The following is a 13,863-nucleotide window of genomic DNA, read 5'->3' on the forward strand; positions in this document are numbered from 1 at the left end:
TTGCCTCGCTGAAGTCTCTAAGAATGGAGGCACCCGTGTCCAATGAACCTGTGCTGGACAAAGTCGACCGACTGCAGCGCTCCAGCCGGGACGTCACCACGCTGCCCGCGGTGATGTCGCAATGGCTGTCGACCCTGCTTCCCGGCGGGGCCAAGCCCGACATCACCGTGGAGAGCGGTGTCGACTCGACGGGCATGTCGTCGGAGACCATCATCCTGACCGCGCGCTGGGAGCAGGACGGCCGGCCGATCGAGCAGAAGCTGGTGGCCCGGGTCGCGCCGACCGCCGAGGACGTGCAGGTCTTCCCGACGTATCGCCTCGACCACCAATTCGAAGTGATCCGCAAGGTCGGCGAGCTCACCGACGTTCCCGTCCCGCGGGTGCGCTGGCTGGAGCCCACCGGCGAGGTCCTGGGCACGCCGTTCTTCGTGATGGACTACGTCGAGGGCGAGGTGCCCCCGGACGTCATGCCCTACACCTTCGGCGGCAACTGGTTCGCCGACGCGCCCCAGCAACGACAGCGCGAGCTGCAGGACGCCACGGTCGGCGTGCTGGCCAAGCTGCACTCGATTCCGAACGCCCAGAACACATTCGGGTTCCTGTCCGCAGCAGACGGCGACACCGCCCTGCGCAGGCACTTCAACTGGGTGCGGTCGTGGTATGACTTCGCGGTGCCCGACATCGGCCGATCACCGTTGCTGGAGCGGACTTTCGAGTGGCTGGAGGCCAATTGGCCCGACGAGGCGGCCGCGCGTGAGCCCGTCCTGCTCTGGGGCGACGCGCGGGTGGGCAACGTGTTGTACCACGACTTCCGCCCCGCGGCGGTGCTGGACTGGGAGATGGTGACGCTGGGGCCACGCGAGCTCGATGTCGCGTGGATGATCTACGCGCACATGGTCTTTCAAGAGCTCGCCGGGCTGGCGACCCTGCCCGGCCTCCCCGACGTGATGCGCGAGGACGACGTGCGCGCCACCTACCGAGAACTCAGCGGCGTCGACGTGGGCGACCTGCGCTGGTTTTACGCCTACTCCGGGGTGATGTGGGCATGCGTGTTCATGCGCACCGGTGCCCGGCGGGTGCACTTCGGCGAAACCGAAAAGCCCGACGACGTCGAATCGCTGTTCTACCACGCCGGATTGATGCGGCGTCTTATCGATGACGGCCTTATCGGAGAGGATCAGTAATGCTCGGACCGCTGGACGAGTTTCCCCTACATCAGGTTCCGCGGCCGATCGCCTGGGCGGGTTCCTCGGACCGCAACTTCTATGACCGCTCGTATTTCAATGCCCACGACCGCACCGGCGACATCTTCGTCATCAGCGGCATCGGCTACTACCCCAACCTCGGCGTCAAGGACGCGTTCTTCCTCGTCCGCCGCGGGGACACCCAGACCGCGGTGCACCTGTCGGACGCGATCGACTCCGACCGGCTCAACCAGAACGTCAACGGCTACCGGATCGAGGTCAGCGAACCGCTTCGCAAGCTGCGCCTGATTCTCGACGAAACCGAGGGCATCGCAGCCGATCTCAGCTGGGAGGGCCTGTTCGACGTCGTCCAGGAACAGCCGCACGTGCTGCGCTCCGGGAACCGGGTCACGCTGGACGCCCAGCGGTTCGCCCAGCTCGGCAGCTGGAGCGGCCGCATCGCGATCGACGGCGAGGAGATCGCCGTGGACCCCGCGACGTGGCTGGGCAGCCGCGACCGGTCCTGGGGCATCCGGCCCATCGGCGAGCCCGAGCCGGCGGGCCGGCCCGCCGACCCGCCGTTCGAGGGCATGTGGTGGCTCTACGTGCCGATGGCCTTCGACGAGTTCGCGATCGTGCTGATCATCCAGGAGGAGCCCACCGGGTTCCGCTCGCTCAACGACTGCACCCGGGTCTGGCGCGACGGCCGCGTCGAGCAGCTGGGCTGGCCGCGGGTGAAAATCCACTACCGGTCCGGCACCCGCATCCCGACCGGGGCGACCATCGACGCGACGGCCCCCGACGGCACCGCAGTCCACTTCGACGTCGAGTCCAAGCTGCCCGTCCCGATCCACGTCGGGGGCGGCTACGGCGGCGATTCGGACTGGCTGCACGGGATGTGGAAGGGCGAAAAGTTCGTCGAGCGGCTGACTTACGACATGACCGACCCGGCCATCGTCGCGCGGTCGGGCTTCGGCGTGATCGACCACGTGGGCCGCGCGGTGTGCCGCGACGGCGACGGCGATCCGGTGGAGGGCTGGGGTCTCTACGAACACGGCGCGCTGGGCCGCCACGACCCGTCGGGCTTCAAGGACTGGCTGACGGTGGCGCCCTAAGGCTTCCGCGCGCCTAGCGCGCCTAGCGCGCCTAGCGCAGTTCGCGCAGCTCGTCCAGGATCTCCGACAGCGTCTGCAGCCCAATCGGCGACGGTTGGTAGAGGCACACGGTGTCCGAGACGCCGTCGACGCGGTCGCGGATGTGGGCGGCGATCTCCTTCGGCGTGCCGCAGGCCGCGATGGTGTGCAGCACCTCGTCGTCGATCAACTCGCCCATCTCCTGCCAGCGGCCCTGCTTGGACATCGCGTTGAGTTCGGGCTGCAGGCCCTCCCAGCCGTGCGCGGCCAGCACCGGCCGGTACGCCGGGGTGGACCCGTAGAAGGCCAGCAGCCGCCGCGTGGCCGCGTGATCCGCAGGGTCCGAGCCCGCCGACACGATGATCTCGGGGATCACGGCTAAGTCCTCGGCCCGGCGGCCACCGGCCCGCAGGCCGTCGCGCACCGCCGGCATCGTGGCGTCGTGCAGAAACCGCTTGGTGCCGAAAGGCATCACCAACAGGCCGTCGGCGTGCTCGGCGGTGGCGCGGGTCAGCCGCGGGCCGAGGGCTCCGACGTAGATCGGCGGCGGGCCATAGGGATTGGGGCCGGGGCTGAACGTCGGCGTCATCAGCGTGTGCCGGTAGTAGTCGCCGCGAAAGTCCAAGCGGCCGCCCGTTTCCCAGGCCTCGAAGATCGCGCGGAGGGCCGCGATCAACTCGGTCATGCGGGCCACCGGATGCTCGAACTGTGCACCGAATCGCTTTTCGATCTGCGGGCGGATCTGGGTGCCCAGGCCGAGGAAGAATCGCCCGCCGCTCAGCAGCTGGTGATCGTTGGCCTGGTGGGCCAGGTGTATCGGATTGCGCGGAAACGCGATGGCCACGTTGGTCATCAGGTCCAGCCCGCCCACGGTGGCGGCCAGCGTCAGCGGGGCGAACACGTCGTGCTGACCCTCGAAGGTGGCCACACCGCTGGCCCCGGCGTCGCGCAGCGCCCGCGCGCGCTCGACCGCATCCACCGGCCCGTACAACGCGGTGAAGACTTTCATCGGCTACCTGAGCACCTACTTAGACGGGCAAGGGAAATTTATCGTACGAAACCGTCGAAATGCGGTTGACTGGGGACGTGACGAAGCCGCCGCCGGTTGTCGACGTGGTCGTGGTCGGTGCCGGCTTTGCCGGGCTGTCAGCGGCGCGCGAGTTGACGCGGCAGGGCCATGACGTGCTGGTCTTCGAGGGCCGCGACCGCGTGGGTGGCCGCTCGTTCACCGGCAGCGTCGCCGGGTTGCCCGCCGACCTGGGCGGCACCTTCGTCGGCCCGACCCAGGACGCCGTCCTGGCGCTGGCCGCCGAGCTGCAGGTCCCGACCATCCCGACGCACCACGACGGCAAGAACGTCATCCACTGGCGCGGGTGGGCGCGTCCCTACCACGGCACCATCCCCAAACTTTCGCTGACCGGGCTGCTCGACATCGGCCGGCTGCGTTGGCAATTCGAGAGGATCGCCCGCGGCGTCCCGGTGGCGGCGCCGTGGGACGCGCGCCGCGCCCGCGAACTGGACGGCATGTCGCTGGGCGGCTGGCTGCGCTCGGTGCGCGCCTCCGCCTCCTCGCACGACCTGATGGCCATCGTGGCCCGCGTGACGTGGGGCTGCGAACCCGACGAGGTGTCGATGCTGCACGCCGCCCGGTATGTGCACGCCGCCGGGGGGCTGGACCCGCTGCTCGACGTCGAAAACGGCGCCCAGCAGGACCGTTTCCCGGGCGGCACCCAACAGATCGCCGAGGCGGCGGCCGCCGAGCTGGGGGCGCGCGTGGTGCTCAACGCCCCGGTGCGGCGCATCGAGCGGCACGGTTCGGGGGTCACGGTGAGCACCGACGCCGGTGCGGCCGAGGCCGGCTTCGTCATCGTTGCGGTCCCGCCGGCCCATCGGGCATCGATCGAGTTCGCTCCCCCGCTGCCCGAGGAGTACGAACAGCTCGCCCGCAATTGGCCGCAGGGCCGGCTCAGCAAGGCCTACGCGGCCTACGAGACGCCGTTCTGGCGCGCCGACGGGTTCTCCGGGCAGGCGCTCTCCGACCGGGGCCCGGTGTTCATCACCTTCGACGTCAGCCCGCACGCCGACGGTCCGGGGGTCCTGATGGGCTTTGTCGACGCCCGCGCGTTCGACTCGCTTCCCTCCGAACAGCGCCGCCGCGACGCGCTGCGCTGCTTCGCCTCGCAGTTCGGCGACGAAGCGCTCAAGCCCCTGGACTATGTCGACCAACGTTGGGGCACAGAGGATTTCGCGCCGGGCGGTCCGACGGCGGCGGTACCGCCCGGCTCGTGGACACGGTTCGGGCGGTGGCTGCGCGAACCGGTCGGGCCGATCCACTGGGCCGGCACCGAGACCGCGGATGAGTGGACCGGGTTCCTCGACGGCGCCGTGCGGTCCGGCCAGCGGGCCGCCGCCGAGATCACCGCCCTGCTATGAGCCCGCTATGAGCTGATCCGGCGCGCCCGCACGTCGTGGGTCACCGATTCCACCAGCGCCCGCAGGTGCCGGTTGACCTCGCGCGGCTGTTCCAGCATCGAGCAGTGGCCGCCGGGGAGCTCGACCAGCCCGACGACGTTGGGCGCCGTGCGCGCGATCCGCCGTGACTGGCCGATCGGGGTCAGCCGGTCGCGCTCGCTGCCGATCACCAGCGTCGGCACCGTCAACCCGTCCAATGCGAGATGCCGCGACCCCAGCGCGTCGACGAGCATCTTGGCGCAGCCCCCGCGCCCGGCCGGCGACGTCTGCGCGAACAGCTCGCAGACCGCCCGCGCGGCGCCCGGGTGGGCGCCCTGGCCGACCGCGAGCATCGCGACGACGTAGCGGCTGGGGATCCGGGCCGCGGCCGGCACCCGAAACCCGCCGAAGGCCGTGATCAGGCCGCGGGCGGCCAGGACTCGCGCCTCTGAAAACCCGCGCAACTCGCGGGGCACCGACAGCAGCTTCACCTGACGCACCAGATCGCCGGTGGTGGTGTTGATCAGCGCGACGGCGTCGGCGCGCCGGCGGACCCTGTCGCGGTAGTGCTCCGACCAGGCCGCGATCGTGATGCCGCCCATCGAGTGGCCGGCCAGCACCGCGCGCTCGTGCGGCGCCAAGGTCGCCTCCAGCACCGAATCCAGGTCGGACGCAAGGTGTTCGAGGCTGTAGCCACCGCGGCGCGGAACGCCGCTTCGTCCGTGGCCGCGATGGTCGAACGCGATGACCCGGTAATCGGTGGCCAGGTCGCGGATCTGGTGCGCCCAGGCGCGGATCGCGCAGGTGATGCCGTGCGTGAGCACGATCGGATAACCGTCGGGCGGCCCGAAAACCTCTGCGTGCAAAGGGGTTCCGTCGACCGCGGGCACAGTCACGGCGTGGCTGGGCGGCAGTTCGTCGGGGAGCCGCTCGCCTGTCCGATTCGATGACACAACACTCATCGCCGCCCCCTTCGAACGCGGCCACGTCGCCGCACCCCGGATGTAGGCGAAGTGTAGCCCCCACTCAACGACGAACGGGTGAAAACGGCCCATTACACGCCGCCAATTCGGGCACGGTCGTGCAACAACCTGTGAGACGCTGACAGCCGTGAACCCGCTGTCCCGTCGGGAGTTCCTCGCGGCGACGACGCTGGTCGGCGGCGGACTCGCGGCCGGGTGCGCTCCGCGTCCCCCGGCCGACGCCCCGCTCGACGATAAGGCGGTGCTCGTTGTCGGCGCCGGCATGGCGGGCCTGTCCGCCGCACGCAGCCTTGCCGACGCGGGATGGCCGGTGCGTGTCATCGAAGCCCGCGACCGCATCGGCGGGCGGGTGCACACCTACCGCGACTGGGGCGTGCCGCTGGAGATGGGTGCGTCCTGGATCCACGGCACCACCGACAATCCGCTGATGGAGCTCGCCCATGAGGCGCGCGCCCAGCTCGTGCCCACCGACTACTACGGGTGGGCGAAACTCGCGGTCGATCCGCGACTCCCCCCGCTGGACTACGACCCGGAAACGTGGCGCACCTTTGTGCGACGGGCCCGCGGCCACGTCGACGGCGGCAGCCTCGGCGCCGCGGTGGACGCCGCGGCCACCCGCGCGGAGCTCTCCGATTCCGACCGCGCGCAGTTGGGTTTCTACATCACCACCGAGATCGAGGACGAGTATGCCGCCGGCGCGGACCAGTTGTCCGCCAACACCTTTGACCACGGCGACTACGCCGACGGCGACCAGGACGTCGTCACGAGCGGCTACGACGCCCTGCCGCGGCTGCTTGCCGAGGGTCTGCAGATCCAGCTGAAGACGCCGGTCACCGCGATCGCCCGACGCGGCAACTCCGTCGTCGTACGCGCCGGAAGCCGCTCGTTCGAGGGACCCGCGGCGATCGTCACCGTCCCCCTGGGCGTCCTGAAATCCGGTGCGATCGCCTTCGGTCCGCCGCTTCCCGACCCGCACCTGCACGCCGTGAACGCGCTCGGGTTCGGCGTGTTGTCCAAGAGCTTCTTCCGTTTCAGCCGGCGAAGCTGGGACGTCGAGAACGCCTTCTACCAGTACATCGGGACCGAGCCGGGCACCTGGTCGCAATGGTTCAGCCTGCCCAGCGCCGCGGGACCAATCATGTTGGCCTTCAACGCCGGTGACCGCGGCCGGTGGGCGGAGGCGGCGCGGCCCGCCGAGCTGATGGCCAGCGCGCTGCCCATCGCCCGTCGGCTGTTCGGCGGCGACGTCTCACCGGTCGAGGTCCGAAGCTCGGCTTGGGCCGTCGACCCCTACGCGCTCGGCTCGTATTCGTTCCACGCGCCCGGTTCCGGCCTCGACGACCGGCGCCGGTTGGCCGAACCGATCGGCGACCGGCTTTACCTCGCGGGTGAGGCGGTCGGCACCAACAATCCGGCCACCGCGACCGGCGCCGTGGTCAGTGGCCGATACGCCGCCGACCAGTTGATGCGCCGCTTGGGTGGCTGACGGTCCCTACGTGCGCTCCAGCGCGTCGGCGCAGCCGTCGAGGATGGCGGCGAAGCTCGCGCGCAGCAGCCGCTGGCTGACCGCCTCCAACAGCTTTCCCCCGGCCCGGGCCGGATGGGTGTAGTTGGTCAACCAGTCCACGCGGGTGCCGTCACCGGCGGCGGTGAACGTCAGCGTGCCTCCGTCGTGGTTGAACGGCGGGAAGGATCGGACGATGAGGTAGGAGTAGCTCCGCGGCCGGTCGTAGGCCGTGATCTCCTCGCGAAACCAGGTCCCGACCCCGACCACCTCACGCACCGCGCCCGCGCCGCGCCCCGGCGAATCCTTCGCGTCACCGGCCCGCAGAACCAGCGGGGCGGCGGCCAGGTTGTGCGGGTCGGCCAGCCAGTCGAAGACCTGTTCCGGAGGTGCGGCGATGCTTCGCTCCAAGTGAATCCGGACCATTCGACACATGCTAGCCGCCGTCGGCACGCACACAATTGTGTAGCGTCGACGAACGGGAACCCGATGAAAACGGTGTTGTTGGACACGGACGACCTGGGTGAGGCCGAGCAGGTCCTCGGCCAGACCTACGCCGCCGTGCGCATCAGCGGCACCCCAAGCGCTGCCGCCCGCATGAAAATTTCGAGAAGGTCGTGCGGCCCGCTGACCATCGATGACGCCGAAGTCGGCTATGACTTCAGCTATGAAGCCGAGTCGCCCGAGAAGATCTACCTGTGCCGAGTGCGGTCCGGGCTGATCGAAGAGCGGCCACCCGCCGGCCCGCCGAATTCCGTTGGCGCCGGCGAGATCTTGGCCATCGGCGCGCTCGAGGCGCCGTTCGGCGGCCACGTGAGCCGCGCCCACTGCGACATCGTCACCGTCGACAGGGGACTTTTCGATCGGGTGGCGGCGGGAGACGGTGGCGGGTCCGGGCGGATCCGATTGACCGGTTCGCGGCCGGTTTCCGCGGCCGCCGGCCGGCACCTGGTCCAGTCGGTCGACTATCTGCGGGACGGACTGCTGATCGACCCGGCCTCGAGCGGCGCGAAGCTGATCGCGTCGACGGCGCTGCAGCACCTGGCCGCCACGATGCTCGCCACCTTTCCCAACAACGCGTTGCTGGACCCCACGATCGGGGATCGGCACGACACCACGCCGGCGTTGCTGCGGCGCGCTATCGCGTTCATCGAGGACCACGCCGACACCGACATCGGGATCGCCGACGTCGCCCGCGCCACCTATGTCACGCCGCGCGCGATCCAGTTGATGTTCCGTCGCCACCGCGATTGCACGCCCATGGAATACCTGCGCCGCGTGCGGCTCCACCACGCCCACCGAGAACTGGTGGCCGCCAACAGGGCCCACGCCACGGTCGCCCAGATCGCCGCCAGGTGGGGATTCACACACACCGGCCGGTTCGCCGTGTACTACCGCCAGGTGTACGGCCAAAGCCCGCACACGACGCTGCGCGAATGACGGCCCTATGTCGCCCGTTTCAAGGTGTCGTGCGGGCTCTGACCGTAGGTCCGCCGGTAGAGCGCCGCGAACCGGCCGGTGTGCGTGAAGCCCCAACGACGGGCGATCTCGGAGACGGTGCCGTTGGACGGCTCCCCGGCGATCAGGTCGTCGTGCGCGCGCTGTAGCCGGACGCGGCGCAGGTATTCCGTGGGGGTGGTATCGAGCTGGCGCCGGAACAGGTACTGCACCGCCCTGGGGGTCAGATGCACCGCGGCCGCGATGTCGTTGATGCTCACCTCGCCGGCCGCGTGCCGGTGGATGAAGCTCACCGCGTCTCTCAGCGTCTCGGGCAGGCCGGGATCGCCGGCCGGATCCGGCTCGCTCACGCCGGACGGATAGCACTCGAGCAGCGCGCCGGCCAGCAACGGGCCGATCGCCGCCGCGATCAGGGGTTGACGGGCGGTGTCCGGCGCGGCCAGGGTCGCGGTCGCGTAATCCAGCGCCCGATGCCACGCGCGCACGGCGTCGCGCGAGCGTGGCCGGCAGTTGAGGAAGCGGATTTGATGGGAGGGCGGTGCGCGCCAGCCCTCGGCGACCTTCTGCAGCGCGTCCGGGGCGATGGTGACCACGTCGAACCGCGCACCGTTGACCCGCAGCGCGCCCGACATGCCGTGGGCGACCAGGATCGGGCAATCCAGGTGCGGCAGCGGGCCCCCGGTCACGGTCAGCGAGCCCGCGCGGGGTTGGATCACGACGACGGTGTCGGCGGGCGGGATTTCGATGACCAATTGGCCCTGGACCGACACCTCGTCGACCGCGACCGAACCCGTCGCGCACCGCCGGTGCAGGACGGCCGAGCCGCTGGTGGGCCCGGTCACGCGCCAGCCCGGTGTGTACGCGCCGGCAAAAAAGCGGCGCGTCGCCTCCGGCTCTACGGTGCGGAATTGCTCGTAGCTGACCGCCGCCGGGCCCGGGGCCGGGCCGATTTCACGGGCGAGGGGATGACCAGCGGGGCGCAGGTCGATTTCGATCGCATCGGGTTGGCCGGCCACCCCGAGGAGGCCGCCGGACGCCGTGCCGTCGGCGACGGTCGTCATCACGCACCCGCGCAGGTGTCAACGGCCGCCTTCACCGGTCGCGTCACCCCCCCGGCGAACTCGTGCTCCGGTGGCCCCCCGCGTTGCGGCACCAGCTGCCGATAGATGTTGAGCGCGTCGAGCGCGATCCGGTCCCAGGCGTAGCGCGACGCGGCGCGGCTTCGACCGGCGGCGCCCATGCTTTCGCAGTGGAAGCTCTGTGCGAGCAGGCTACGCAGCGCCGCGGCCACCGCGGCGGGGCTGTGTTGCGACAGCACCACCCCGGTGACACCGTCCACCACGGCGTCGGTCAGCACGCCGACGGGAAGCGCGACCACCGCCACCCCGCAGGCCATGGCCTGCAGCGCCGGCGTCGCCCGCGGTGGCCGCCGGGGCGCGCACACGACCACGTCGGCGGATCGCAGGAGCGACGGCAGCCCGTCACCGTCCACGGTGCTCGCGAAGTGGACCCGGTCGGCAACGCCCACCTCCGCGGCCAAACGCCCCAGCTCGGCCCGCGCCTCGTCGTGGCGGGGGTTGCCGGCGGCGGTCTCGGCGACGACAAGCTCGGCGCCGGAAACCCTGGGAAGGGCGCGCACGACGATGTCGAAACCATTGCACGCCAACGGGTTCGGTGCCAGGCAGAGGACGCGGTGCAGGCCGTTGCGGGCCGCCTTCGGGCCAACCGGGCTGTATCGCTCGACATCGACGCCGCCGCACAGGGTCGACACGCGAGCCCGGCCGCGACGCAACCGGGCCAGCGCGTCGACGTCGGCCGCACACTCGCCCGTGACCCACGTCGCGGCCCGTGCCAACAGCTGCTCGACACGTTCGCGTTCGCTGTGGTGATCGTTACCGGGGGCCGGCCGTGACGTCACGGCCATTCCCAGGAAACTCTGCACGACCGGGATCCGGCGCCGCCGTGCGGCCAGTTGGGCGGCCAACCCCCCGAGCCAGCCGTACGCGTGCACGACGTCGGGCGGATCCCCAGAATCCGTAGCCCACAGGCGCTCGAGGGCTGCCGACCACTCCCCGACATACGGCAACACCGCCGGGAGCGGCGCGGAAGCGGGGGGGCCGACGCGAACCGACCGGGTCCGGCAGTCCTCGTCGGCCTTCGCCGGTCGCGCGGCGTCATGCCTGACGTAGGTTGTCGCGTCGTGCCCTCGGGCCGCCAGAGCGGCACAGAGCCGCCGAGGGTCATCACCTACGAGGTCGTCCCCGGTGACGATAGCGATCTTCACCATGGCTCCCTTCGAATTGACGCTGTGGTCAGCCGACCAAAAAGTGCTACCCGGCTACACGAAAGCGAAACGCCTCCCTTCGCGGGGTTCGCCCACCGTCCCGATGTTTCGCATAACGGCTTCCCGGCGGGGAGGACACTCGGGGGATGACCCCGGTGACGAGGGCCACCCGACGCCCTCCTGTTCAGCTGGCGGTGCTGGTGGCGTCGGCGGGTGGACTGCACGCCTTCTCCACCGTCTTGCGTGACTTGCCGACCGATTTTGCCGCCGCCGTCGTCGTGCAGCAGCACCTCGGCGGCTTGACCAGCGTGCTGCCGACGATCCTGGGCAGGCAGACGCGCCATCGCGTCAGCTGGGTGCGGGACGGTCAGGCCGTCGCGCCCGGACGGGTGCTGGTCTGCCCGCCGAAAGTGCACCTGGAACTGACGCCCGACGGCCGCTGCCACCTTCGCGAAACGGAGCCACTGGCGGAGCAGCGCTTCGACGTACTGCTGGCGTCGGTGGCCCGGTCGTACGGAGCGCGCGGCGTGGCGGTCGTCTTGTCGGGCTCCGGGCAGGACGGCGCCGCCGGCACCGTCTCCATGAAGCGGGCCGGCGCTACCGTCATCGCGCAGAGCCCCGGCACCGCCCAGTACCCGTCGATGCCGCTCGCGGCCGCGCGGGCCGGCGCCGATCTCGTGTTGCCGATCCACGACATCGCACGCGCCCTCGCCGAAATCGTCGCGGGCGGGCCGCTACCCACCCCGGCGCCCGCGCCCGACGGGACCGGGGCGATACCGCAGCGGGCGCCGGGGAAGGGCGACACCTGGGGCGCGGCGGCCCGCGCCGAGATGGCACGCCTGCGCGCGGCCGAACTGCGGCGCACGAGGCGCGGCCTGGCCGAGGGGTTCGTTGCCACCGCGCAGTCGGTGGCCATCGCGCGCCGCCGGGCCCAAGAGTCGCTGCGCCGCGCACAATTCGCACACCGGGCGGCCGAGGAGGCGGCCGCGCGGTGGGGGCGTTGAGGGCGGGCCGGGGCTAGCCAACGACCTCCATGAGCAGCAGCGCCCCGCCCACTGTCCCGTCGGCCGAGCGAAACGACGTGCACACGACTCGCACCCGGGCCGCCCGGCCGCGGCGGGTGACGGCGTCCACTACCGTTTCACCGGAGGCGTCCGGGTCGACGAACGCGTTGCCGATGAGTGGCCGCACGCCGTCCAGCGGTAGGCCGATGTCCAGCTCGGTCAGCCGGGTTCCGGTCGTCTCGTCGGCCCGCAGACCCCAGAGGTCTTCGCAGGCCCGATTCCACACCACCACCCGCATCTCCCGGTCCACCACGACCATCCCCGGCCGAACCGAGTTGATCAGCGAGCCCAGGAAGTTCTTGGCGTCGTCGAGTTCCACGCTGCGCTCGCGCAGGGCGTCGTTAATGGCGTGCAGCTCGTCGTTGGTGGCCTGCAGCTCCTCGTTCATCGTCTCGAGCTCTTCGTTGGTGGACTGCAGCTCCTCGTTGGTGGTCTCGAGCTCCTCCACGGTGGACTGCAGCTCCTCGTTCGTGGTCTCGAGTTCCTCGTTGGTGGATTGCAGTTCCTCGTAGGCCGCCTCGAGTTGGCGGTTGGTGTGCACGACCTTGTCGAGCAGCGCGCGCGTCGCGGTCACGTCGAAGAACACGATCGACACGCCGAGCAGACCGTTCTCGGCATCGACGAGCGGGTTGACGTGGATCTCGAACCACCCGGTCTCGGCGCCTTGCCGCTGCCACTTGACGTCAGGAATCCGCGTCGCCCGCCGCTCCACCTTCGCCTGCTCCAGGTAGGCGCGCAGCTCCACCGGGCGGTAGGACACCTCGAGATCGCGCAGCAGCCGGCCGATGTCGCGAGCCGACAAGCCGAAGACGCTCTCCGCCTGCTGGTTGATCATGGCGACGGTGTCCTCGCCGGTGATCACGATCTGGGCGACCGGGCTGGCCCGAAAGGCCAAGTCGCGCACCGTCATCAGGCCTGACAGGTCAGCGCCGTGTTCGTAGAATGCGGCGGCCGGGTCGTAGCGGTCGACGCCGCCCTGGCCACCGGCGACCTTGCGGAAGATTCGATTCTTGAGGCTCAACGGGGCGAAGCGGTCGCTGTGGCTCAACAGCATCTCGGCGTGCCCGAGGAACAGCGTGCCCTGCGGCGCTAGAGCGAAATGTAGGCGGCTCAACACGTTTCGCTGTGTCTCGGCGTTGAGGTACATCAGGGTGTTGCGGCAGACCAGCAGATCGACGCGCGAGATCGGCGCGTCCTTGACCAGGTCGTTGCGGCCGAAGATGACCGCGCGGCGCAGATCCTTGTGGAAGGCGTAGCGACCGTTGACGTGTTCGAAATAGCGCGCCAGCAGCTCGGGCGGCACCGACTCGACGGCCTTGGCGTCGTAGGTCGCGACGCGGGCGTCGGCGAGCGCCTCCTCGTCGACGTCCGTGGCGTAGATCTTGATCCGCTGCCGGAACGCGTCGGGCCCCAGCGCCTCGGCCAGCAGCATGGCCAGCGAATAGGCCTCCTGCCCGGACGCACATCCCGCGCTCCACACCCGGATCGGATCGTCGGGTCCGCGCTCGGCCAGCATCCGCGGAATCACCTCGGCGCTGACGAATTCCCAGGCCTCCGGGTCGCGGAAGAACGCGGTGACGTTGATCAGGATGGTGTTGAACAGCGCCGCGAACTCATCCGAGCCGGCCTGCAGGACGTCGAGGTACTCCTCGAACGTGCCGTATCCCGCCTGATCCATGCGGTGCCGGACCCGCCGCATGAGCGAGGCGCGCTTGTAGCCCGTGAAGTCGAATCCGCGGGTGTCCCGCATGTACCGCAACAAGGCCTCGAAGGCCTCGTCGGTCGTGCCCTCCATTAACGTC

At 70.4% G+C, this 13,863-nt stretch carries 12 protein-coding genes; 6 read left to right on the plus strand and 6 right to left on the minus strand.

Annotated features, from left to right (window positions below; all coding sequences use genetic code 11):
• Positions 1-23: 23 nt before the first annotated feature.
• Both MTAB308_RS09080 and MTAB308_RS09085 read left to right on the plus strand, forming a co-directional pair.
• On the plus strand, positions 24-1,184 hold the full coding sequence (locus MTAB308_RS09080) for a phosphotransferase family protein (protein WP_425436226.1): 1,161 nt from the start codon (positions 24-26) through the stop codon (positions 1,182-1,184).
• Positions 1,184-2,299 carry an Rv3169 family protein gene (locus MTAB308_RS09085; RefSeq protein WP_077099163.1) on the plus strand — a complete coding sequence of 372 codons (1,116 nt, stop codon included), beginning with the start codon at positions 1,184-1,186 and terminating at the stop codon, positions 2,297-2,299. The genes MTAB308_RS09080 and MTAB308_RS09085 overlap by 1 nt, the downstream gene beginning before the upstream one ends.
• Before the next feature lie 31 nt (positions 2,300-2,330).
• On the opposite strand, the gene MTAB308_RS09090 is transcribed toward MTAB308_RS09085, so the two are convergent.
• A complete protein-coding gene (locus MTAB308_RS09090; RefSeq protein WP_077099164.1) occupies positions 2,331-3,326 on the minus strand; it encodes a TIGR03617 family F420-dependent LLM class oxidoreductase in 996 nt (331 codons plus the stop codon).
• A 77-nt stretch (positions 3,327-3,403) separates the two neighbouring features.
• Here MTAB308_RS09090 and MTAB308_RS09095 point away from each other — a divergent pair, with 77 nt between their 5' ends.
• Positions 3,404-4,750 carry a flavin monoamine oxidase family protein gene (locus tag MTAB308_RS09095; protein WP_077099165.1) on the plus strand — a complete coding sequence of 449 codons (1,347 nt, stop codon included), beginning with the start codon at positions 3,404-3,406 and terminating at the stop codon, positions 4,748-4,750.
• A 5-nt stretch (positions 4,751-4,755) separates the two neighbouring features.
• Here the strand turns inward: MTAB308_RS09095 and MTAB308_RS09100 are convergent, their stop codons facing one another.
• Positions 4,756-5,730 carry an alpha/beta fold hydrolase gene (locus MTAB308_RS09100; RefSeq protein ID WP_077100076.1) on the minus strand — a complete coding sequence of 325 codons (975 nt, stop codon included), beginning with the start codon at positions 5,728-5,730 and terminating at the stop codon, positions 4,756-4,758.
• Positions 5,731-5,878: 148 nt separating this feature from the next.
• Between MTAB308_RS09100 and MTAB308_RS09105 the strand changes: the two genes are divergently transcribed.
• Positions 5,879-7,237 carry a flavin monoamine oxidase family protein gene (locus MTAB308_RS09105; RefSeq protein WP_077099166.1) on the plus strand — a complete coding sequence of 453 codons (1,359 nt, stop codon included), beginning with the start codon at positions 5,879-5,881 and terminating at the stop codon, positions 7,235-7,237.
• Positions 7,238-7,243: 6 nt separating this feature from the next.
• On the opposite strand, the gene MTAB308_RS09110 is transcribed toward MTAB308_RS09105, so the two are convergent.
• On the minus strand, positions 7,244-7,681 hold the full coding sequence (locus MTAB308_RS09110) for an SRPBCC family protein (protein WP_077099167.1): 438 nt from the start codon (positions 7,679-7,681) through the stop codon (positions 7,244-7,246).
• Between the two features lie 63 nt (positions 7,682-7,744).
• Here MTAB308_RS09110 and MTAB308_RS09115 point away from each other — a divergent pair, with 63 nt between their 5' ends.
• Positions 7,745-8,695 carry a helix-turn-helix transcriptional regulator gene (locus MTAB308_RS09115; protein WP_077099168.1) on the plus strand — a complete coding sequence of 317 codons (951 nt, stop codon included), beginning with the start codon at positions 7,745-7,747 and terminating at the stop codon, positions 8,693-8,695.
• Between the two features lie 5 nt (positions 8,696-8,700).
• Here MTAB308_RS09115 and MTAB308_RS09120 read toward each other — a convergent pair whose 3' ends face one another.
• Positions 8,701-9,774 (minus strand): AraC family transcriptional regulator, encoded by a 1,074-nt coding sequence (locus MTAB308_RS09120; RefSeq protein WP_077099169.1) that lies wholly within the window; start codon positions 9,772-9,774, stop codon positions 8,701-8,703.
• A complete protein-coding gene (locus MTAB308_RS09125; protein ID WP_083746532.1) occupies positions 9,774-10,997 on the minus strand; it encodes a glycosyltransferase in 1,224 nt (407 codons plus the stop codon). The genes MTAB308_RS09120 and MTAB308_RS09125 overlap by 1 nt, the downstream gene beginning before the upstream one ends.
• A 146-nt stretch (positions 10,998-11,143) precedes the next feature.
• On the opposite strand from MTAB308_RS09125, the gene MTAB308_RS09130 reads away from it, so the two are divergent.
• Positions 11,144-12,001 carry a chemotaxis protein CheB gene (locus MTAB308_RS09130; protein ID WP_077099171.1) on the plus strand — a complete coding sequence of 286 codons (858 nt, stop codon included), beginning with the start codon at positions 11,144-11,146 and terminating at the stop codon, positions 11,999-12,001.
• A 13-nt stretch (positions 12,002-12,014) separates the two neighbouring features.
• Here MTAB308_RS09130 and MTAB308_RS09135 read toward each other — a convergent pair whose 3' ends face one another.
• Complete coding sequence (locus MTAB308_RS09135) at positions 12,015-13,856, minus strand: CheR family methyltransferase (RefSeq protein ID WP_077099172.1); 1,842 nt, start codon at positions 13,854-13,856, stop codon at positions 12,015-12,017.
• Positions 13,857-13,863: the final 7 nt, after the last annotated feature.

The sequence above is a fragment of the Mycobacterium terramassiliense genome, from assembly GCF_900157385.1.
In the GTDB taxonomy this organism is placed as follows: domain Bacteria; phylum Actinomycetota; class Actinomycetes; order Mycobacteriales; family Mycobacteriaceae; genus Mycobacterium; species Mycobacterium terramassiliense.

Bases quoted from the DNA above. Each gene is read 5' to 3' on its own strand.
- MTAB308_RS09110 (WP_077099167.1), bottom strand. From the start codon at position 7,681: ATGGTCCGGATTCACTTGGAGCGAAGCATCGCCGCACCTCCGGAACAG.
- MTAB308_RS09130 (WP_077099171.1), top strand. From the start codon at position 11,144: ATGACCCCGGTGACGAGGGCCACCCGACGCCCTCCTGTTCAGCTGGCG.
- MTAB308_RS09090 (WP_077099164.1), bottom strand. From the start codon at position 3,326: ATGAAAGTCTTCACCGCGTTGTACGGGCCGGTGGATGCGGTCGAGCGC.
- MTAB308_RS09100 (WP_077100076.1), bottom strand. From the start codon at position 5,730: ATGAGTGTTGTGTCATCGAATCGGACAGGCGAGCGGCTCCCCGACGAA.
- MTAB308_RS09085 (WP_077099163.1), top strand. From the start codon at position 1,184: ATGCTCGGACCGCTGGACGAGTTTCCCCTACATCAGGTTCCGCGGCCG.
- MTAB308_RS09135 (WP_077099172.1), bottom strand. From the start codon at position 13,856: ATGGAGGGCACGACCGACGAGGCCTTCGAGGCCTTGTTGCGGTACATG.
- MTAB308_RS09115 (WP_077099168.1), top strand. From the start codon at position 7,745: ATGAAAACGGTGTTGTTGGACACGGACGACCTGGGTGAGGCCGAGCAG.
- MTAB308_RS09120 (WP_077099169.1), bottom strand. From the start codon at position 9,774: ATGACGACCGTCGCCGACGGCACGGCGTCCGGCGGCCTCCTCGGGGTG.
- MTAB308_RS09080 (WP_425436226.1), top strand. From the start codon at position 24: ATGGAGGCACCCGTGTCCAATGAACCTGTGCTGGACAAAGTCGACCGA.